Annotated in this window: 16 protein-coding genes, 2 tRNA genes, 2 pseudogenes and 1 riboswitch; of the genes and pseudogenes, 10 read left to right on the top strand and 10 right to left on the bottom strand. The window is 72.4% G+C overall.

Annotation, left to right across the window (positions count from 1 at the left end; genetic code table 11):
• Positions 1–66: 66 nt before the first annotated feature.
• From BIU91_RS11110 to BIU91_RS11125, 5 genes and pseudogenes are all read left to right on the top strand, one after another.
• Positions 67–387, top strand: coding sequence for a hypothetical protein (locus BIU91_RS11110; protein WP_071405498.1), 321 nt, complete (start codon positions 67–69; stop codon positions 385–387).
• Positions 388–476: 89 nt separating this feature from the next.
• Positions 477–588: riboswitch (TPP riboswitch) on the top strand.
• Positions 583–1,221: an ECF transporter S component gene (locus tag BIU91_RS11115; protein WP_027464637.1), complete on the top strand. Its 639-nt coding sequence runs from the start codon at positions 583–585 to the stop codon at positions 1,219–1,221. Its footprint overlaps the riboswitch before it by 6 nt.
• A gap of 77 nt (positions 1,222–1,298) precedes the next feature.
• Positions 1,299–2,930: pseudogene (locus BIU91_RS19360) on the top strand (ABC transporter ATP-binding protein); the annotation flags it as partial.
• Between the two features lie 270 nt (positions 2,931–3,200).
• Positions 3,201–3,914: pseudogene (locus BIU91_RS19365) on the top strand (energy-coupling factor transporter transmembrane component T); the annotation flags it as partial.
• Positions 3,907–4,572, top strand: coding sequence for an ATP-binding protein (locus BIU91_RS11125; protein WP_171907821.1), 666 nt, complete (start codon positions 3,907–3,909; stop codon positions 4,570–4,572). The pseudogene BIU91_RS19365 and the gene BIU91_RS11125, both read left to right, overlap by 8 nt.
• A 111-nt stretch (positions 4,573–4,683) precedes the next feature.
• On the opposite strand, the gene BIU91_RS11130 is transcribed toward BIU91_RS11125, so the two are convergent.
• Entirely contained in the window at positions 4,684–6,078 is a 1,395-nt protein-coding gene (locus tag BIU91_RS11130) for an MFS transporter (protein ID WP_071405500.1), read from the bottom strand.
• 102 nt (positions 6,079–6,180) lie between these two features.
• On the opposite strand from BIU91_RS11130, the gene BIU91_RS11135 reads away from it, so the two are divergent.
• On the top strand, positions 6,181–7,599 hold the full coding sequence (locus BIU91_RS11135; RefSeq protein ID WP_071405501.1) for an LLM class flavin-dependent oxidoreductase: 1,419 nt from the start codon (positions 6,181–6,183) through the stop codon (positions 7,597–7,599).
• Entirely contained in the window at positions 7,596–8,861 is a 1,266-nt protein-coding gene (locus BIU91_RS11140; RefSeq protein WP_071405502.1) for an acyl-CoA dehydrogenase family protein, read from the top strand. The genes BIU91_RS11135 and BIU91_RS11140 overlap by 4 nt, the downstream gene beginning before the upstream one ends.
• A 141-nt stretch (positions 8,862–9,002) precedes the next feature.
• On the opposite strand, the gene BIU91_RS11145 is transcribed toward BIU91_RS11140, so the two are convergent.
• The 6 genes from BIU91_RS11145 to BIU91_RS11170 form a co-directional block, all read right to left on the bottom strand.
• Positions 9,003–9,347, bottom strand: coding sequence for a metallopeptidase family protein (locus BIU91_RS11145; protein WP_071405503.1), 345 nt, complete (start codon positions 9,345–9,347; stop codon positions 9,003–9,005).
• The gene (locus BIU91_RS11150) at positions 9,347–11,473 is read right to left on the bottom strand and encodes an acyltransferase family protein (protein WP_071405504.1); all 2,127 of its coding nucleotides are present in this window, start codon (positions 11,471–11,473) and stop codon (positions 9,347–9,349) included. The genes BIU91_RS11145 and BIU91_RS11150 overlap by 1 nt, the downstream gene beginning before the upstream one ends.
• 108 nt (positions 11,474–11,581) lie before the next feature.
• Positions 11,582–11,657, bottom strand: a tRNA-His gene (locus BIU91_RS11155).
• A gap of 75 nt (positions 11,658–11,732) precedes the next feature.
• Entirely contained in the window at positions 11,733–12,371 is a 639-nt protein-coding gene (orn, locus tag BIU91_RS11160) for an oligoribonuclease (RefSeq protein ID WP_071405505.1), read from the bottom strand.
• 469 nt (positions 12,372–12,840) lie between these two features.
• Positions 12,841–14,082 (bottom strand): MFS transporter, encoded by a 1,242-nt coding sequence (locus BIU91_RS11165; protein WP_071405506.1) that lies wholly within the window; start codon positions 14,080–14,082, stop codon positions 12,841–12,843.
• On the bottom strand, positions 14,079–14,528 hold the full coding sequence (locus BIU91_RS11170; RefSeq protein WP_071405507.1) for a MarR family transcriptional regulator: 450 nt from the start codon (positions 14,526–14,528) through the stop codon (positions 14,079–14,081). The genes BIU91_RS11165 and BIU91_RS11170 overlap by 4 nt, the downstream gene beginning before the upstream one ends.
• Before the next feature lie 83 nt (positions 14,529–14,611).
• Here BIU91_RS11170 and BIU91_RS11175 point away from each other — a divergent pair, with 83 nt between their 5' ends.
• Together BIU91_RS11175 and BIU91_RS11180 are read left to right on the top strand one after the other, a co-directional pair.
• Positions 14,612–14,902: a hypothetical protein gene (locus BIU91_RS11175; RefSeq protein ID WP_071405508.1), complete on the top strand. Its 291-nt coding sequence runs from the start codon at positions 14,612–14,614 to the stop codon at positions 14,900–14,902.
• Between the two features lie 29 nt (positions 14,903–14,931).
• Positions 14,932–15,192: a thioredoxin family protein gene (locus BIU91_RS11180; RefSeq protein WP_027464648.1), complete on the top strand. Its 261-nt coding sequence runs from the start codon at positions 14,932–14,934 to the stop codon at positions 15,190–15,192.
• Here the strand turns inward: BIU91_RS11180 and BIU91_RS11185 are convergent.
• The 3 genes from BIU91_RS11185 to BIU91_RS11195 all read right to left on the bottom strand — a co-directional run bounded on the left by BIU91_RS11185 (position 15,136) and on the right by BIU91_RS11195 (position 18,447).
• A complete protein-coding gene (locus BIU91_RS11185; protein ID WP_139196577.1) occupies positions 15,136–16,719 on the bottom strand; it encodes a DUF6716 putative glycosyltransferase in 1,584 nt (527 codons plus the stop codon). The genes BIU91_RS11180 and BIU91_RS11185 overlap by 57 nt on opposite strands.
• Before the next feature lie 67 nt (positions 16,720–16,786).
• Positions 16,787–17,659, bottom strand: coding sequence for an N-acetylneuraminate synthase family protein (locus BIU91_RS11190; protein ID WP_071405510.1), 873 nt, complete (start codon positions 17,657–17,659; stop codon positions 16,787–16,789).
• Positions 17,656–18,447 (bottom strand): acylneuraminate cytidylyltransferase family protein, encoded by a 792-nt coding sequence (locus BIU91_RS11195; RefSeq protein ID WP_071405511.1) that lies wholly within the window; start codon positions 18,445–18,447, stop codon positions 17,656–17,658. The genes BIU91_RS11190 and BIU91_RS11195 overlap by 4 nt, the downstream gene beginning before the upstream one ends.
• 152 nt (positions 18,448–18,599) lie before the next feature.
• Between BIU91_RS11195 and BIU91_RS11200 the strand changes: the two genes are divergently transcribed.
• Positions 18,600–18,672, top strand: a tRNA-Arg gene (locus BIU91_RS11200).
• Positions 18,673–18,702: the final 30 nt, after the last annotated feature.

The raw sequence follows: 18,702 nt of genomic DNA on the forward strand, positions 1-18,702 counted from the left end.
GCCCCAGCTGTGGATGCGTGATGCGCCCCGCGGCCTGTGGAGGAACGGACGAGTAGCGTCGCGCGCATGGCCAACATCGTCTCGAAGATCGCAGACCAGGTCCGCCCGCTCGGGGTCTCCACGAACTACGGAGAACCCGTCGAGGTCGGCGACCAGACCCTCATCCCCGTGTCCGTCAGCTGGTTCGGCTTCGGCGGCGGCGGAGACGACGAGAACGGTGGCGGCGGTGGCGGCGGCCTGTCGGCCCCCGTCGGCGCCTACGTCCGCCGCCCGGGCAAGGACCTGGAGTTCGAGCCGAACCTGATCTCCCTGATGGTCGTGAGCATCCCACTGGTCTGGGTGACCGGGCGTGTCGTCCGCAAGCTGGTGCGCGCGCTCAAGAAGTGACCACCTGACGGACGGGAGGCCCGTGGCGACGCCGCCACGGGCCTCCCGTCCGTTCTGCCGTCACGCGGTCCCGACCGCGTCTAGACTGCTGGCACACACACGGGAGTCCGGGACCGCCGGGCTGAGAGGGAGCGATCGGCGCTCCGACCGTCGAACCTGATCCGGATCATGCCGGCGCAGGGAGGAGTCAGCAGCATGCCTTCAGGCACGTCCACAACCGTCACCACCGCTCCGCGGCGATCGCTGCGTTGGCGGGTCGTCGACATCGTCGTCGCGAGTGTCCTCGCGGTGGCCCTCGGAGTCGTCTTCCGGCTCTGGGAGTTCGGCTACGAACCCATCAGCGCCGTCATGGACCTCGTGCTTCCCGGCACCAAGGCCCTGTTCGGCGGGGTCTGGCTGCTCGCCGGCCCGATCGTCGCGATCGTCGTCCGCAAGCCCGGCGCCGCGCTCTACGGCGAGATGGTCGCTGCCTCGGTCGAGGCGTTGTTCGGTACCCAGTGGGGATGGCTCACGCTCGAGGCCGGACTCGTCCAGGGCCTCGGCGCGGAGATCGTCCTCGCGCTGTTCCTGTACCGCGTCTACCGCTTGCCGGTCGTCGTGCTCGCCGGTGCCGCGGCCGGACTCGCGCTCGGCATCAACGACACCGTCCTCTGGTACCCGGGGCTCGACGTCGCCTTCAAGGTCGTGTACGTGATCTGTGCGGTCATCTCCGGTGCCGTGATCGCGGGGGCGGGCTCGTGGCTCATCGTCCGGGCACTCGCCCGCACCGGGGTGCTGTCGTCCTTCGCGGCCGGCCGCGAGCACAGCCGTCGCGAACCCCGCGCCCTGGTGTGACCGTGCCCGCTCCGTCGGCGACGTCCCCTTCCGCCGGCGGCGACGCCGGCGCAGGTGCCGGCGTCCGCGGGGCGCGCATCGTGTTCCGTGGCTGGGGCTGGCGGTACCCGGAGCGCGACGCCTGGGCCGTCCGTGACGTCGACCTGACCGTCGAGCCGGGGGAGCGGGTCGCCGTCGTCGGGCCGTCCGGTGCCGGCAAGTCGACGCTCCTGCGGGCGGTCGCCGGCGTGCTGCCCGACGAGCCCGACGCCACCGACGACACCGCTGCTTCGGTGCAGGGGACACTCCTGGTCGACGAGGCCGACCCCCGCGCGGTCCGCGGGCGTGTCGGTCTCGTCATGCAGGACCCCGAGGCACACACGGTGATGTCCCGAGTCGGCGACGACGTGGCCTTCGGCTGCGAGAACGCCGGCGTCCCCCGCGACGAGACCTGGGACCGGGTGCGGACGGCGCTCGACGTCGTCGGCCTCGATCTGCCGCTCGACCGCTCCACCGCGCAGCTGTCCGGTGGGCAGCGGCAGCGGTTGGCGCTCGCGGGCGTGCTCGCGATGCGGCCGGGTGCGCTCGTGCTCGACGAACCCTGCGCGAACCTCGACCCGGACGGCGTGGCGCAGGTGCACGACGCCGTCCGGGCGCTGCTCGACGAGACCGGGGCGACGCTGCTCGTGGTCGAGCACCGGATCGGCACCTGGCTGGACCTGGTCGATCGGCTCGTGCTGCTCGAACCGGGCGGCGGCGTGGTGGCGGACGGTCCGCCGGCCCGGGTGCTGGCGGACCACGGCGAGGCGCTCACGGCGGCCGGGGTCTGGGTGCCCGGTGTCGCGCCGGCGCGTGGTTCTGCCCGGCGGCTGCGGCGTGCGCGCGGACGAGCGGGCGAAATGCCCGGGGCGTCCGGCGGAGCGACCGCGGCATTCTGCCCGCTCGGCGAGGGGGTGCTCGGCGAGCAGGCGCGTGAAGGAACGTCGGCGGGACGAGCGGGCGAAATGCCCGGGGCGTCCGGTGGGGCGACCGCGGCATTCCGCCCGCTCGGCGACGGGGAACCTGGCGAGGAGGGCAGCGCGGGGGAGCGTGACCAGGGGGCAGCGGTACTGCTCGACGCCCGGGGGCTCGGCACGGCACGGGGGAAGCAACCGGTCGGGAACGGCATCGACCTCGGGCTCCGGGCCGGGCAGGTCCTCGCCGTCACCGGACCGAACGGCGTCGGCAAGTCGACGCTCGGGCTGACCCTCGCGGGCTTGCTCCCACCGGCCGCCGGCGAGCTCGACGCCACGGACGCCCTCGCCGACGGCATCGGCACAGCGCCGCATGCCTGGACGAGCCGGGAACTCGCCGCCCGGATCGGCACGGTGTTCCAGGACCCCGAGCACCAGTTCGTCGCCCGCTCCGTCCGCGAGGAGATCGAGGCCGGACCCCGAGCACTCGACGCGCCGGACGCCGCCGAACGAGCCACCGCGCTGCTCGACGAGTTCGGGCTCGCACACTTGGCCGACGCCAACCCCTTCACCCTGTCCGGGGGCGAACAACGACGACTCGCGATCGCCTCGGTCATCGCGGCCAGGCCGCCGGTCGTCGTGCTCGACGAGCCGACCTCCGGGCAGGACCGTGCCACGTGGCAGTCCGTCGTCGGTCGGCTCGGGGCCCTGGCCGACGCCGGCACCGCGGTGGTGGCGGTCACCCACGACCGCGATCTCGTCCGGGCACTCGACGCCGACGAGGTCGTGCTCGGGCCGGACGGTGCCCGGTCCGTCGGGCGCGACCAGGGGCCTTCGGTCGCAACCGCCCCGGAGACGGGGCCGACAGTCGGACGCCACCCCGGGCCTCCAGACCGGACCGGCACGGCCGACCACACGGCTGACCGGACGGACACGGCGGACACGGCGGACGCGGCGGACGCGGTGGACGGAACCGACGCGACGAACCCCGTGCGACGACCGCTGCCGGCCCGCGCGACCGGCATCCCCGGCGTCCAGCCGGTCGCCTCGCTGATCGGTGTGCTCGCCCTCGGCGTCTGCCTCGTGCTCAGCCTCGACGTCGTCTCCGCCGCCGTCGCCCTGGCGCTCGAACTCGCACTCCTGCCGCTCCTGCGCCTGCCGGTCCGGACCCTGCTGCTCCGACTCGCACCGGTGCTCCTCGCGGTCCCGCTGACGGCGGTGAGCATCGCGCTGTACGGCAGACCCTCGGGTCGGGAGTGGTTCGACCTCGGGTTCGCGCACGTCACCGACGGGTCACTGACGCTCGCGTTGGCGACGGCGCTCCGGGTCCTCGCGGTGGGGGTGCCGGCCATCGCGCTCTTCGTGCGGGTCGACCCGACCGACCTGGCCGACGGGCTCTCGCAGGTGCTCCGGCTGCCCGCGCGCTTCGTGCTCGGCGCGCTCGCCGCCGTCCGGATGATGACCTTGCTCGTCGACGACTGGCGACAGCTCGCGATGGCGCGACGCGCGCGAGGACTGGCCGACTCCGGACGGCTGCGACGCGGGGCGACGATGGCGTTCGCGCTGCTCGTGCTCGCGCTGCGGCGGGCGACGACGTTGGCGGTGGCGATGGAGTCGCGGGGGTTCGGTGCTCCCAGACGGCGGACCTGGGCGCGGGTCGCACGGTTCGCCGGGCCGGAGTGGGCGATGGTGGCGGTGCTGGTCGGCATCGGCGTGGTGTCGATCGCGGTCGCGGTGAGCGTGGGGACGTGGCGTGCCTGACGCGGAGCGCGCAGCCGGCACGACCTCCACTGACCGGCAGACGCAGACGCCTGCCGGCGACGGCGCGACGGCCGGCGACGGCGCGACGGCCGCGACGGCCGCGACGGGCGCGACGGGCGCGACGGGCACCGCCGCCGGTGACCTCGCCCCCGGCCTGGCCGCTGCTGCTGCCGGTGTCGCCGCTGCCACGGGCCGGCGCGCCGTCGTGCTCATCGACGGCCGGTCCGGCACGGGCAAGACCACCCTCGGAGCACAGGTCGCGGAGCAGCTCGGCGCGCAGCTCGTGCACCTGGACGACCTGTACCCGGGGTGGGACGGCCTGCGTGCGGCTGCCGATGCCGTGGTGACGGACGTCCTCGGAGCGCCGAGCGGGTACCGACGCTGGGACTGGGCGGCCGATGCGCCCGCGGGCTGGGCGTCGGTGGACCCCGACCAGCCGATCGTGGTCGAGGGGTGCGGTGCGTTGTCGCGGGCGTCGGCACCGCTGGCGTCGTTGCGGGTGTGGCTCGACGCCGACGACGCCGTGCGCTGGGACCGGGCGATCGGACGCGACGGCGAGGTCTTCGCGCGCGAGTGGGACCGCTGGGCCGCGCAGGAACAGGCCTTCATCGCCGCCGAGGACCCGGCCGCCCTGGCCGACGTGGTCCTGCGGACGTAGCGCGCCGCTGGCCCGCGGCGCTACGCGGCGGCACGTGGCGGCACCGAGGATTCGCGCTGAGCGACACCTCACGGCCTCGGGAAGGCGAGAATTGTCGCCCAGCGCGAAACCTCAGCCCGCCGCGCCCGCGCCCGCGCCCGCCGCGCCCGCGCCCGCCCCCGCGCCCGCCCGCGCCTCCCGCCGCGCCACCGCCCGCGGATCCACCGCGAACACCGCCGCCACGATCGTCAGCACCGCGTACACCCCGAGGTACCCGCACAGGATCCACGGCGAGCCACCCCCGAGCTGCACGAACACCGCGGCCAGCAGCGGCGTCAGCCCCACCGAGAAGATCGACCCGATCTGGTACCCGAGCGACATCCCCGAGTACCGCCGCCCGGTCGGGAACTGCTCCGCGAACCACGCCGCCTGCGGCCCGTAGATGCTGTCGTGGAACACGCACATCCCGATCAGCGCCACGAGCGGCAGGAGCACGAGCGGCCCGGCGTCGAGGAACGCGAAGAACGGCCAGATGAGCACCGCGATGCCCACCGCCGACCAGATCGTCAGCACCCGCCGCCCGACCCGGTCGGACAGCCACCCCCAGAACGGCGTCGACACGAGCGACACCGCCGAGATCACGAGCACGGCCTGCAGCCCCGCGTCCGACCCCGATGGCCCCCGGACGTTGCCGAGGTAGGTCAGCGAGTACGTCGTCAGGATCGAGTACAGCGCCGGCTGCACGAGGCGCAGGCCCGCCGTCACCAGGATCGACCGCGGGTGCTGCCGGATCGCCTGCCACACCGGGAACCGTTCGACCCCACCGGAGGCGCGCAGCTCCTGGAACACCGGGGCGTCCTGCACACCGAGCCGGATGACGAGCCCGACCGCCACGATCACCGCCGAGAACAGGAACGGCAGCCGCCATCCCCAGGCCAGGAACGCCTCGGTGCCGAGCAGCGACCGCACGAGCGTGAAGACCCCGGTCGCCAGGAGCATCCCACCGGCCGACCCCATCTGCGTGAACGCCCCGAACAGCCCCCGGTGCCGCTCCGGCGCGTGCTCGACGGACAGCAGCGCCGAGCCGCCCCACTCCGCACCGGCCGCGACGCCCTGCAGCAGCCGCAGGAACACGAGCGCCACGACGGCGCCGACCCCGATTGTCGCGGCCGACGGGATCACCCCGATCAACGTGGACGCGATGCCCATCAGCACCAGCGACGCGACGAGCAGCTTCTTCCGCCCGATCCGGTCACCCAGGTGGCCGGCGATCACCCCGCCGAGCGGCCGCGCCACGAACCCGACGCCGTAGGTCGCGAACGACGCGATGACCCCGACGGCCGGCGTCACGGACGGGAAGAACGTCGGTGCGAACACCAGCGCCGAGGCCGTCGCGTAGAGGTAGAAGTCGTAGTACTCGACGGTCGTCCCGACGAACGACGCGAGGGCGACCCGACGACGGGTCGCGGTGGTCGACGGTGCAGCGGGACGGCCTGGAGGCGCGGTGACGGTGGTCTGGCTCGGCATGCCTCAGGAGCATGGTCGCGTCCAGGGCCGCGGGGAACACCGCGCGTAACGGGAGGTCACGTCGCTGTCGTCGGGCGGTGCCCGCCGACCACCATGGGACGCATGAGCGATGCACCGAACCGCCCGCTGCGCTTCGCGGCCTTCGTCATGAACACGACCTCGCACATCCAGCACGGCCTGTGGCGGCACCCCGACGCCCGGCAGGCGGACTTCGACGACGTGACGCTGTGGACCGACCTGGCGAGGACCCTCGAGCGCGGCAAGTTCGACGCGATGTTCTTCGCCGACGTCGTCGGGACCTACGGCCCCGGGCGCGGCGACTACTCGACCAACCTGCGCGAGGGGCTGCAGATCCCCTCGAACGACCCCTCCGTGCTGCTCTCCGCGCTCGCCGTGTCGACCGAGCACCTCGGGCTCGCGTTCACCTCGAGCGTCATCCAGGCGCACCCGTTCGACTTCGCCCGCAAGGTCTCCACGCTCGACCACATCACCCGGGGCCGCATCGGCTGGAACGTCGTCACGAGCGCCCTCGACAGCGCCGCCCGGAACTTCGGCGCCGACCGGCTCGAGGAGCACGACGAGCGCTACGTCTGGGCCGAGGAGTACCTGGAGGTCTGCGCGAAGCTCTGGGAGGGCTCGTGGGAGGACGGCGCCGTCCTGAAGGACCCCGTCCGTGGCTACGCCGACCCCGACAAGGTGCACCGCATCGACCACCACGGCAAGCGCTACGACGTGCAGGGCCCGCACCTGTCGGCACCGTCGCCGCAGCGGACCCCGGTGCTGTTCCAGGCCGGGTCGTCGCCGGCCGGCCGTGCCTTCGCCGCGCGGAACGCCGAGGCACAGTTCATCCTGACCTCGAACCGGGACGCCACCGAACAGCTCATCCGCGAGACCCGCGACCTGGCCGAGGCCGCCGGCCGCCAGCGGGACGACATCGCGTTCTTCCTCGGCCTGACCTTCGTCACCGGCTCCACCGAGGCCGAGGCGAAGGCCAAGGAAGCGGAGATCGACGAGTACCTGGCCGCCGACGGGTTCCTGGTGCACTCGAACCTCGGCTTCGACCCCGACACCGGCGAGCCCCTCGACCCGGACACCCCGCTGTCCGAGGTCCGCACCCACGCCGGACAGTCGCACCTGCAGTGGCTCCGCGAGGCCGCCGGGGACCGCGAACCGACCATCGCCGACCTCGCCCGGCTGTCCGCGAAGCTCCGCGCCCGGGTCGTCGGCACGCCGGAGCAGATCGCCGACGAGCTCGCCGACTGGCAGCGGGTGGGCGTCGACGGCGTGAACGTCATCAACTGGACGCTGCCCGGCTCGTACGAGGAGTTCGTCGACCACATCGCGCCGACCCTGCAGGAACGCGGACTGATGCAGTCCGAGTACCGCGAGGGGACCCTGCGCGAGAAGCTCTTCGGGCACGCACAGTTGCCGGACTCGCACCCCGCCCGGCAGTGGCGCGGGGCGTTCTCGGGCGGTGCCGGCGCGACCGAGGCGCGCGACGCGGTGGAGGTGCCCGCATGACGGACGCGACGACGATCGACGGACGCGTGACGGGCCTCCCGGCCGACCGTCTGGCGACCCTGCGCGAACGCTTCGCGCCCGTGTTCGCGACCATCCGCGACGGCGCGGTCGAGCGTGAGCTCGCGTCCGGGAGGCCCGGCGACCGGCCGCTGCCGCACGCCGAGGTCCGGGCGCTCGCCGACGCGGGGTTCGGGCGGCTGCGCGTGCCGGAGGACCGCGGCGGCTTCGGCGTGACGCTGGTCGAACTCGCGCACCTGGTGGCGGACCTGGCGGCGGCGGACTCGAACATCGCGCACCTGTGGCGGGGGCACTTCGGGTACACCGAGCTGGTGCTGCTGCGGCCGTCGTCCGCCGGCCGGGACGAGTGGCTCCAGCGCATCGTCGACGGAGCGATCATCGGGAACGCGACCTCGGAGCGGACCGGGACGACCCTGGCCGACATCTCGACGACGGTGACGCCGGCTGGTGATTCCCTCCGCCTCGACGGGCGGAAGTTCTACTCGACCGGCACGCTCTACGCGGACTGGATCTACCTGGCGGCCGACCGTGACGGGGAGCGCGTGACGTTCGCCGTCGACGCCTCCGCGCCGGGCGTGACGAGCATCGACGACTGGGATGGCTTCGGGCAGCGGTTGACCGCGTCCGGCACCACCGTGTTCGACGGGGTGTCGGTCGACCCGTCGGTGGTGTCGGCGTACCGGGACGCCCCGCTGTCGCACATCCAGGCCTTCTACCAGCTGTACCTGCTGGCGGTCCTCGCCGGGATCGGGCAGGCCGTGTCGGACGATGCCGTGGCCTTCGTGCGACCCCGGACCCGCACGTACATCCACGCCAACGCGGCCGTGCCGGGGGAGGACCCGCAGGTGCTCTCGGTGCTCGGGCGACTGTCGGCCGGGGCGTTCACCGCCCGATCGCTCGTCGCCGCCGCCGCGGGGCTGCTCGACGGGGTCGTCGCGACGAACGAGCCCGGGGTCGGCGTCGACCGCGTGCTGCTCGACGCGGCCGAGAACGCCGTGTACCAGGCGCAGGTCGAGATCGGGCCGCGGGTGCTGCGGTCGGCGTCCGAGTTGTTCGAGGTCGGTGGGGCGTCCGCGGCCGACCGGACGCGTGGGCTGGACCGGCACTGGCGGAACGCCCGGGTGGTGGCGTCGCACAACCCGGCCGTCTACAAGGAGCGGCTGGTGGGGGAGTACGCGCTGCACGGGCGGGGGCCGGTGGGGGCGTGGGAGAAGTACCACGAGGTGGGGCCGACGCGGTTCTGAGGTGCGTGGGCTGCCGGGGCTGCGGGGCGACTTTTCGCGGTGAGCGACAGTTCTCGCGCTCGTGGGCCCGAGGAATGTCGCTGAGCCCGAAACCCGAAACCCGGGCGCCGGGCGCCGGGGCCGCGGCGCGCCGGCTGGCCGCTACGCCCAGCCGAGCTCGTGCAGCCGCTCGTCGTCGATGCCGTAGAAGTGGCCGATCTCGTGCACGAGGGTGGTGTGCACCTCGTCCTTGAGCTCCTCGACGGTGTCGCACTCGGCCAGGTGCTGCTTCCGGAACACCACGATGCGGTCGGGCAGCTCGCCGAAGCCGTACTGCCCGCGCTCGGTGGCTGCGATGCCGTCGTACACGCCGAAGAGCTCTTCGCCGTTCTCCGGTTCGTCCTCGACGACGAACACCACGTTGTCGAGCCCGTCGACCATCTCGTCGGGCAGCAGGTCGAGTTCGTCGGTCACGAGGTGCTCGAACGCGTCGGCGGACATCTCCATCACGGGGTCGATGGTCGCACACCGGGCAGGATGTCCTCCTTCCGGAGCAGGTCGAGCAGTGCCGGCGCGGACGCCTGCGAAGCCTCCGGTGTGACGTGCACCGGATCGAAGCGGGTGAGGACGTTCCCGATGAGCAGCGGGCAGGTACCGAACGAGCACCAGAGCGGGGTCGTGTCGAGCACCGTGGTCGCCTCGACGTCATCGAGCAGGGCGCTCAGGGAACGCATCTGGGCGCGGGCTGTCGCATCGCCTTCTCGGCAGTCCTGCGGCCCCCGGGTCCCGGCGACACAGCCCGTTGGCGCGTACCCCGGCGGAGTAGCGGGGGCGATGACGACGCGGCCGACGTGGGGTCGGGCAGCCTCGATGATCCCCTTGACACCGGACTCGTAGGACTCTCGGGTGATCCCGTCGAGGCTCGGGTCCTCCTTGTCCCAGAACCGGTTCGTCACGACCAGGACGTCCGGGGTCGTCCGTTCGAGTTCGGCCAGCACCTCCGCGTTGTGGGCGGCGCAGGTGTCGACGTCCGAGGTGAGCGCCGTCGTGGAGAAGGGGCAGCCGATCTGCGCGCCGTTGCGGACCTGCACACCGGCGTCGGGGTCTTCTGCGAGCGCTCGCCACCCCGGCGCCGAGAACGCACCGGTGGAGTCGCCAGTGAGCATGACTGACGTCCCCGAGGCGGCGCCCCACGTGCACGAGTCCGCGCGCCAATCGGCACCGATCACCGAGCACCCGAGTGTGGGCGCCCAACTCGAGGTCTTCGTCAGGGAGTCTGCGTAGCCAGGGGCGCTGATCGCCTCGGCACTCGGCGACAGGTCGTCCGGCCACGATCGTGCGCTCAGGCCTGCTGCGATGTCGTCGGCGCGGGCCTGCAGAGCCGGGAACGAGCTGTCGTCGGTGGGGTCGGCGTCCTCAGCGGTGGCGGGTGCGGCAGCGGGAACAGGTGGGAGCGGCCGGAGTCGCTCGGCGGTTCCGGACACGGTGACGAGGGTGAGCACGGTCAGTGCGGCCAGCGCGCCGACCTGCAGGCGCAACCGGTTCTCGTGCAGCGTCGCGCGGAGGCCGCGCTGCCGGAACGCGGTCTCCACCGTTGCGTAGCTCGCGATCGACGTCAGCAGTGCGAGGACGACCACGACACCCACGGGGAGTGACGTGAAGAGTGGCAGCAGGACGATGAACGGCCAGTGCCAGAGGTAGAGCGAGTAGCTCACCGTTCCCAGCCCGACCAGGGGACGCCAGCGGAGCGGCGCGGCCGCCCAGGTCGTGCGGGTCGAGCGGGAGCCGGAGCCGGCTCCGGCTCCGGCCACCAGGATGAGCGCGGTACCGAGCGTCGGGACGAGTCCGAGCGGAGCTGGCATGCCGAACGTCTCCCGCCCGATCAGGACGGACGCGGCGATCGCGCCGAGTCCGATGACGACCATGCACTCCGCGACCCACGGGCGGAGCGACGTGGCGCGGTGCACCGCGATCGCGGCGAGGACACCCACGCCGAGCTCCCACGCACGCGTCGCCGTCGAGAAGTACGCCGATGCAGGGTCGACCGCGGCAGCGGCGAAGGCCCACGCGAGAGAGCACACCGTGAGGCCACCGATGACGATGGCTGCACGTGCCGAGCGCCCGACTGTTCGATCGTCTCGGCGGGTGCGACGCCCGAGCAGGAGCAGCAGGAGGACCGGGAGCACCAGGTAGAACTGTTCCTCGACCGCGAGTGACCAGAAGTGCTGGAACGGCGAGGCGGCTGCCGTCGCCGCGAAGTAGTCGGTGCCCGCTGCTGCCAACCGCCAGTTCTGCACCGCGAGCACGGAGGCAACGGCATCGGCGGCGACCGAAGCGAACCGGCTCGTGGGCAGGAGGACCCAGGCCGCTGCGGTGGTCACGAGGATGACGAGGAATGAAGCCGGGGCGAGCCTGCGCACGCGGCGGCCGGCGAAGGCTCGGAGGCGGATCCGCCCGGTTCGTCCGTGCTCACGCAACAGCCCAGCAGTGATGACGAACCCGGAGATCACGAAGAACACGTCGACGCCGAGGAATCCACCACTCGGCCAACGGAAAGCGTGGTCGAGCACGACCACGGCGACGGCGATCCCGCGGAGGCCCTGGATGTCTGGTCGGAAGGATCGGGTCTGCACTGATCCACGATATACAGAAGTACATATTTTACACAAGACCCGGAAGTGTTCGCCAGCACGACGAAGGCCCCGGTCCAACGGACCGGGGCCTTCCTTGTTCTTCAGTACTGGGGTGAATAACGGGTCTCGAACCCGCGACCTCCTAGACCACAACCAGGCGCTCTACCAACTGAGCTATATCCACCATGTTCGAACCGGCGGACCGGCGCGACCACTCAATAGTAGTACATGCGGGACGGGGTGCGGACCACCCGTGTCGCTACTCGGCCGCGGGCTGCGCCAGCCGTGACTCCCACTTCGCCACGACGTCGGCCTGCACGGCACGCACGTCGTCCGTGCTCGGGCCGGGCTCGGCGACGAAGCCGGCGCGGCGGTAGTACTCGAGCTCGCGGATCGACTCGAGGATGTCCGCGAGGGCCCGGTGCCCACCGTGCTTCTCCGGCGCGTTGAAGTACACGCGGGGGAACCAGCGGCGGCAGAGCTCCTTGATGCTCGACACGTCGACGCTGCGGTAATGCAGGTGCCCGTCGACCCGCGGCATGTACTTCGACAGGAACGCACGGTCGGTGCCGATGGTGTTGCCGGCCAGGGGTGCGGAGCCCTCGGCGGGAACGTGCTGGAGGATGTACTCGAGCACCTGGTACTCGGCGTCCGCCAGGCTCACGCCGTTCGGGATCTCGTCGATGAGCCCCGAGGTGACGTGCATGTTCGTCACGAACTCGTTCATGTTGTCGAGCGCCGACTGGTCCGGCTTGATGACGATGTCGAACCCGGGGTGCACGGGCTCGAGGTCGAAGTCGGTGATGACCACGGCCACCTCGACGAGTTCGTCGACCTCGAGGTCGAGGCCGGTCATCTCGCAGTCGATCCAGACGAGGCGGTCATTCGCGGTTGCCATGTCCTCGATCCTATTCCCGCCCTGCGTGCCTCCCGTACGTGGTGCTGCGCCCGTTCCGCGAGCGGGCGAAATGCCGCGGTCGCCCTGCAGACGCACCCGGATGTTTCGCCCGCTCGTCCGCGACGCGAGCCGCGAGCATTGCAGGTGACCGCTTGGAGGCCCGTGGCGACCCCGGCAGGCCGCCCCGCGCCTCCAGGCGGTCGCCCTCCACCCCGCCTGCCGCACGGTTCAGGCCAGCCCCGCGCGAACGGGCGAAATGCCGGAGTCGCTCTGCGGTCGAGGCCGGGCATTTCGCCCGCTCGCGGGTGGAGCGTGCAACAGGGGGCGAGCGAGCCCCCGCGCGGACGCACGAACGGGCGAAATGCCGGGGTGCCCACGGGGGACACTCCGGCATTTCGCCCGTTCGTGGAGAAGTGGGGAAGGGGGGGAAGGGGGAAGGGGGGAAGGCCCCCACCGCGCGCCTCGGCGACTAGGCCATGTCGCCGGCGGTGATGGCCTCGGCCTCGATGCGCTCCGGCTCGGGACCGTCGTCGACGCGGCGCAGGACCCTGGTGGTGCAGAGGATCACGACGAAGGCGACCGCGACGGATGCACCCGCGAAGACGTAGGCGGCCGAGGGGGAGTACGCGTCGGCGAGCAGGGTCGCGACGGGCGGGGCGATGGCGCCGCCGATGAAGCGGACGGCGGAGTAGGCGCTCGAGGCGACGGAGCGGGGGAGGTCGGTGGCCTCCATGACGCACTCGGTGAGCACGGTGTTCAGGACACCGAGCACGAGGCCGCCGATGACGACGCAGATGATCAGGCCGACCTGGGACCGCACGACGAGGGCCGCGGCGAACAGGTCGAGCGCGAGCAGGGGCAGTGCGATCTTCAACACCGTCGTCCTCCGCATCCGGGCGGTGAGCATCGGGGCGACCCACACGGACGTGATCGCGAGACCGACACCCCAGCCGAAGAAGGTGAACCCGATGCCGAGCGCGCCGAAGCCGAGCGGGAACGGCGTGTACGCCAGCAGGACGAAGAAGCCGATGTTGTAGAACAGCGCGGTCGCGGCGAGGGCGGCGAGTGCCGGACGGGTCAGGGCGCGGAAGGGTGCGGAGAGCTTCGTCGGCGTGGGCTTCTCGAGGCTGCCGGTCTTCAGCAGGGCGACGATGGCGATGAACGCGACGGCCATCAGGGTCGTGACGCCGAAGAACGGGCCGCGCCAGCTCACCGAGCCGAGCAGACCTCCGACGAGGGGACCGACGGCGATGCCGAGGCCGAGCGCTGCCTCGTACAGGATGATCGCCGAGGCGGTGCCGCCGGACGCTGCCCCGACGATGGTCGCGAGCGCGGTGGAGATGAAGAGCGCGTTGCCGAGGCCCCAGCCGGCACGGAAGTCGATGATGCTCCACACGCTGTTCGACGTCGCGGCGAGCACCGAGAAGAGCACGATCAGGGCGAGTCCGATGAGCAGGGTGCGCTTCGCGCCGATGCGGCTGGAGACCCAGCTGGTGAAGAACATCGCGACGCCAGTGACGGCGAGGTAGCTCGTGAAGAGCAGCTCGGTCTGCGCGGGGGTCGCCTTGAGGGACGCCGCGATCGCCGGGAGGATCGGGTCGACGAGGCCGATGCCCATGAACGCGACGACGCAGGCGAAGGCGATCGCCCAGACCGCGGACGACTGCTTGAGGATGGAGCCGGACTGGCCGGCGGGTGCGTGGGCGTTCACGCGAGGATCTCCGTTCCGTTGGGGGTTGTCCGGGTGCGCTGGGCGATCAGGTTCGCCGCGTGGTGCAGGACGTCCCAGTCGTCGTCGGTCAGGTCGGCGAACAACGGACCGACCGTGCTGGTGAGGCTGGAGCGCCAGGAGGCGAGCCGTTCGCGTCCGGCCTCGGTGAGTTCGATGAGCTGCCCGCGGGAGTCGTCCGGGTCGACGCTGCGGCTGACCAGGCCGGCGGCGAGCATGCCGGCGACGAGTCGGGTCATCGTGGGCTGCGCCACGCGGGAGGCGGTGGCCAGTTCTCCGAGTCGCAGGGGTTCGTCGGTCTCGAGGATGCCGAGCGTGCGCCAGACCGCGGTGGACGTGGTGTTGCCCGTCGACTGGACGGCGCTGCGGATCAGGCGGTTGACGGAGACGAGGAGGGTCTCGATCGTCTGCTCACGCGGTGTTTCCATAGCTGAACTATATAGCCATGCTATGCATAGCGCAACGACGGGCTGGACAGACTGCACCAGCCGCCGCCTGGTAGAAGGGAGGCATGAGCGACATCACCATCCACGAAGGCGACGAGTACACCGCGATCTTCCACGGCGGCCCCTTCGACGGCACGACCGACACCCGCACCGCCACGAGCGACGCGCTGGACGACGAGGTCACGGTGTTCGCCGACGTCGAGGGCCTGCAAACGGCCTTCACCTACCGCGCCACCAAGTCCCGCCAGGTCCTCGACCAGATCTCGGTGGAGTTCACCTACGAGCCCGGCGAGTCCGACCCGGTCGACGACCTGCAGGACCGCGGCGACCGCAGCGGCGAGTTCGACCGGGAGTAGAACCCCCACCCGCCGCGTTGCAGGACCACATGCAGCTCGACCTCTGGACGTCCGCCTTCTGTGCGCCGTGTGCCGCCGCCCGCCGGGTGTCGGCCGAGGCGTCGGCGCTCGTCCCCGGGCTCACCGTGACAGAACGCGACGTGGCGGCGCACCCCGACGACGCGGAAGACCTCGGTATCCGGTCCACGCCCACGATCATCGTGCGGCAGGACGACGGCACCGAGGTCTTCCGTTCACCCGGCGTCCCGACCCGCGACCAACTCCTGCTCGCGGTGGCCAAGGCGCTCTGAACGAGCCGCCGCCGCGGCCGGGGCGGCCGCCGCCGTGGCCGTCCCAGCGGTGGCCCCCAGCACGGGCACAGCGGCCCGCGTCCCCGCACGCTGCGACGTCGGCGCCGCCACCACGACGGGCTCCGGCGGATCGACCAGCGCACGCACGCGTCGCGCCAGTCGCTTCGCGCCCCGGATCGGCGCCCCGATGCCCAGTGCCACCAGTCCGAGCGGGCTGCGATCGGCCCCACCGAGGGCGTTCTTCCGCTCCCACGCACGGCGCAGCACGCCACCGCGACTCCGCCGAGCCGGTGCCCGGTCCACCAGCGTGCCGGCGTCCCGTCGGGCCATGAGCTCCACGAGCCGGTGCTGCCAGTCGTCCTCCGAGGCCGGGTGGAAGTAGTTGTCCCGCATCCACTCCGGCCGGACGACGCCGAACCGTCCGTCGACCAGGTCGACGGCGTCACCCTCGAGGCCGCTCCCCACGAACACCTCGTTGATCAGGTGCCGGCCGATCCCGAAGTCGGTCAGCGTGAGCGCGGGCACGCCTCGCGCCGCCGCCTCGAGCACCGCGGTCGAGCTGATCGTCACGAGCGCCACCGCACGGTCGAGGTGCTCGGCCATCGGCCCGCTCTCCACCACGAGGTTGGTCGGCGCGTCCGCGGGCACCAGGTCCGGGTACGGGTGCTCCTCGCGGTGCGTCTGGTGCTCGCCGGCCGCGGCGCGCGTCTTGATGACGACGCGCCACTCCGGGTGCGCCCGCGCTGTGTCCACGAGCCACCGCACGACGAGGGCCCGGTCGGCCTGCTCGAACGGCACACTCGGCTGCGCAGCGAAGACGACGGAGTCACGGCCCGTCGAGTCCGCACCATCGCTTGCGCCGGCACCGCTGGTCGCGCCGGCACCCCGCGCGAAGGGCAGCGTGGCGAGCGCGAAGTGCGGCTCGACGCCGCCCTGGCGCGCCATCTCCTCGTACGCGCGGACCTCACGGTGGCTGTGCAGCACGAACAGGTCGGCCCGGGCGCGGAAGAAGATGCCCTTCCACTTCGACGGGAACGAGATCCCCGGCAGCCCCGAGACCAGCACCGGCCGGTCCGGGATCCGCCGGTGCACCTCGTCGATCACGAGCTCGGCCACCGGTCCGATCAACGACACCAGGACGGCGTCCGGCGGGTCCTGTCGGAGCTCCTCGACGACGGCGTCGACGTCCTTCGGCGCGGGCGGTTCGCGGTGCAGGTGGGCGAGGCGCCGGTCCAGCCCGCGGAACGCCGACCGCAGCTGCTTCGGGCTCGCCGACCGCGGGGTCGCCACGGTGCGCAGCTCCAGGTCCCAGTCCGCCGGGGCGCTCGCCAGCAGGTGGGCGCCCCACTTCGCGAACGAGTCGGTGTCGACCAGGCCGACCACGCGTCGGACGCGTGGTGACGCGTCGGACGGGAGGCGCGCCTCCAGTCCGCCCGTCGACCCACTGCCGTCAGCCGGCACGTCCAAGGCGCGGGTCCCGTCGACCGGGCCGGTCACGTGTGCGCCGCCCACGCCCGCTCCGCTCACGCGCCGACGCGACGCAGCTTCGCGAGCGGTGCCTGCTCGCCGGCGGTCGGATGGGGACTGCATCCGCTCACGCGCCGACGCGACGCAGCTTCGCGAGCGGTGCCTGCTCGCCGGGGAAGATCCTCTTGACGCCGTCGCCGAGGGCGGTCTCGATGATGCGGATGTCGCGGGCGAGCGTCTTCAGGCCGTGCGGCTCGAGCGATGCAGCGTGGTCGGAGCCCCACATCGTGCGGTCGAGCGTGATGTGGCGCTCGACGGCCGTGGCACCGAGGGCGACCGCGGCGATGGAGATCTGCAGGCCGGGCTCGTGGCCGGAGTACCCGACGGGGACGCCCGCGTAGCGGTGGGCGAGGGTGTCGATCATGCGGAGGTTCGCCTCCTCGGCCGGCAGCGGGTAGGTCGACGTCGCGTGCATGAGGACGAGGCGGTCGGTGCCGAGGGCCTCGACGGCGGCGTCGATCTGCTCGAGCGTGGACATGCCGGTCGACAGGATGACGGGCTTGCCGGTCGCGGCGACGGCGGCGAGCATGCCGAGGTCGGTGACGGACGCCGAGGCGATCTTGTAGGCAACGACGTTGAGGTCCTCGAGGAAGTCGACCGACGGCTCGTCCCACGGCGACGCGAACCAGTCGAGCCCGCGGAGGGTCGCGTGGTCACCGATCTCGATGTACTGGTCGCGGTCGAACTCGACTCGGTAGCGGTACTCCAGGTAGGTCATGTCGCCCCACGGGGTGCTGCGCGGGGTGTTCTTCATGTGCTCCGGCGTGGAGATCGCGGGGGTGCGCTTCTGGAACTTCACGGCCTGCAGGCCCGCGTCGGCGGCGACGTCGATGAGCTGCTTCGCGATGTCGACGTCGCCGTTGTGGTTGAGGCCGATCTCGCCGATGAGGTACGCGGGGTGGCCCGCGCCGATCGTGGACGTACCGATGGTGACGGTCATGGTGCTCCGTTCGGTGCGGGGGTGGCCCGCGTCGGGGATGGGTCTCGGGTCGTGGTGGGTGCTGGGGCCGGGTCGCCGACGCGTGCGTCGGTCAGCGCGCCGGGCGCGCCCGGCGCTTCGGCGAGGGCTTCGGCGAGGGCCAGGTCGGCCTCGTCGTCGATGTCGATCGCGCCGGCACCGTCGACGACGGCCAGCTCGACGCGGCCGTGGAACCGGTGCCGGTTCTCGAGGAACCCCGCCGTCCGCATCACGTAGAAGGCGCCGGTCTCGCGGTACTCGGGCTCGCGGTCCTGGCGGCGGGGCCTGGTCGCAGCGTCGTGGTTCACCGCGACCGCGGTGCCGTCCGGGGCGGTCCGCCACAGGAACGCGTGCGAGGGCGCGGCGGCGAACACCGCGTCGGCGTGCCCGTCGACCACGCGCGCGACGGCGGCGTCGAGGTCGGCCGGGTCGATGAACGGCGAGGTCGCCTGCAGGAAGACGAGGACCTCGGGCAGCGGCGTGCTGATCGCGTCGAGGACGTGCAGCAGGGCGGACTCCGAGGACGCCTCGTCACCGGCGAGCTCGGCCGGACGGCGGACCACGGCGGCACCGGCCGCGACGGCCTCGGCAGCGATGGCGTCGCCGTCGGTCGTGACGACCACCTGGTCGATGCGCGTGGCACGTCGTGCCGAGTCGACCGCTCGCCGGACCAGCGAACGGCCCGCGACCGTGCGGAGGTTCTTGCCGGGGATCCCCTTCGACCCGGCACGTGCGGGCACGACGGCGAGGACGGAACCGGTGGTGCGCATGCTCCGGACGCTACGAAGCGCGGGTGTCGCGGAGGGGAACGGGCGGCAGACGGCGGCCGACCGTTGGGCGACCGCCGGGTCCTGTCACGGAGACGCGGCGGGGCGCGCATCGAGCGTCCGGTGGCCGCTCGCCGCTACAATCGACGCTGCTCGCCTCCGTAGCTCAGTGGATAGAGCAGGTGGTTTCTACCCACCGTGCCGCGGGTTCGATTCCTGCCGGGGGCGCCGAAGACGAACAGGGCCGCCATCCTCTCC

The organism is Curtobacterium sp. MMLR14_002, from assembly GCF_001864975.1.
In the GTDB taxonomy this organism is placed as follows: domain Bacteria; phylum Actinomycetota; class Actinomycetes; order Actinomycetales; family Microbacteriaceae; genus Curtobacterium; species Curtobacterium flaccumfaciens.

What these genes read in the sequence shown, in the direction of transcription:
- BIU91_RS11115 (WP_027464637.1), top strand. Translation starts at nt 583, where the DNA reads ATGCCTTCAGGCACGTCCACAACCGTCACCACCGCTCCGCGGCGATCG.
- BIU91_RS11175 (WP_071405508.1), top strand. Translation starts at nt 14,612, where the DNA reads ATGAGCGACATCACCATCCACGAAGGCGACGAGTACACCGCGATCTTC.
- BIU91_RS11130 (WP_071405500.1), bottom strand. Translation starts at nt 6,078, where the DNA reads ATGCCGAGCCAGACCACCGTCACCGCGCCTCCAGGCCGTCCCGCTGCA.
- BIU91_RS11180 (WP_027464648.1), top strand. Translation starts at nt 14,932, where the DNA reads ATGCAGCTCGACCTCTGGACGTCCGCCTTCTGTGCGCCGTGTGCCGCC.
- orn (WP_071405505.1), bottom strand. Translation starts at nt 12,371, where the DNA reads ATGGCAACCGCGAATGACCGCCTCGTCTGGATCGACTGCGAGATGACC.
- BIU91_RS11140 (WP_071405502.1), top strand. Translation starts at nt 7,596, where the DNA reads ATGACGGACGCGACGACGATCGACGGACGCGTGACGGGCCTCCCGGCC.
- BIU91_RS11195 (WP_071405511.1), bottom strand. Translation starts at nt 18,447, where the DNA reads ATGCGCACCACCGGTTCCGTCCTCGCCGTCGTGCCCGCACGTGCCGGG.
- BIU91_RS11135 (WP_071405501.1), top strand. Translation starts at nt 6,181, where the DNA reads ATGAGCGATGCACCGAACCGCCCGCTGCGCTTCGCGGCCTTCGTCATG.
- BIU91_RS11190 (WP_071405510.1), bottom strand. Translation starts at nt 17,659, where the DNA reads ATGACCGTCACCATCGGTACGTCCACGATCGGCGCGGGCCACCCCGCG.
- BIU91_RS11170 (WP_071405507.1), bottom strand. Translation starts at nt 14,528, where the DNA reads ATGGAAACACCGCGTGAGCAGACGATCGAGACCCTCCTCGTCTCCGTC.
- BIU91_RS11145 (WP_071405503.1), bottom strand. Translation starts at nt 9,347, where the DNA reads ATGGAGATGTCCGCCGACGCGTTCGAGCACCTCGTGACCGACGAACTC.
- BIU91_RS11110 (WP_071405498.1), top strand. Translation starts at nt 67, where the DNA reads ATGGCCAACATCGTCTCGAAGATCGCAGACCAGGTCCGCCCGCTCGGG.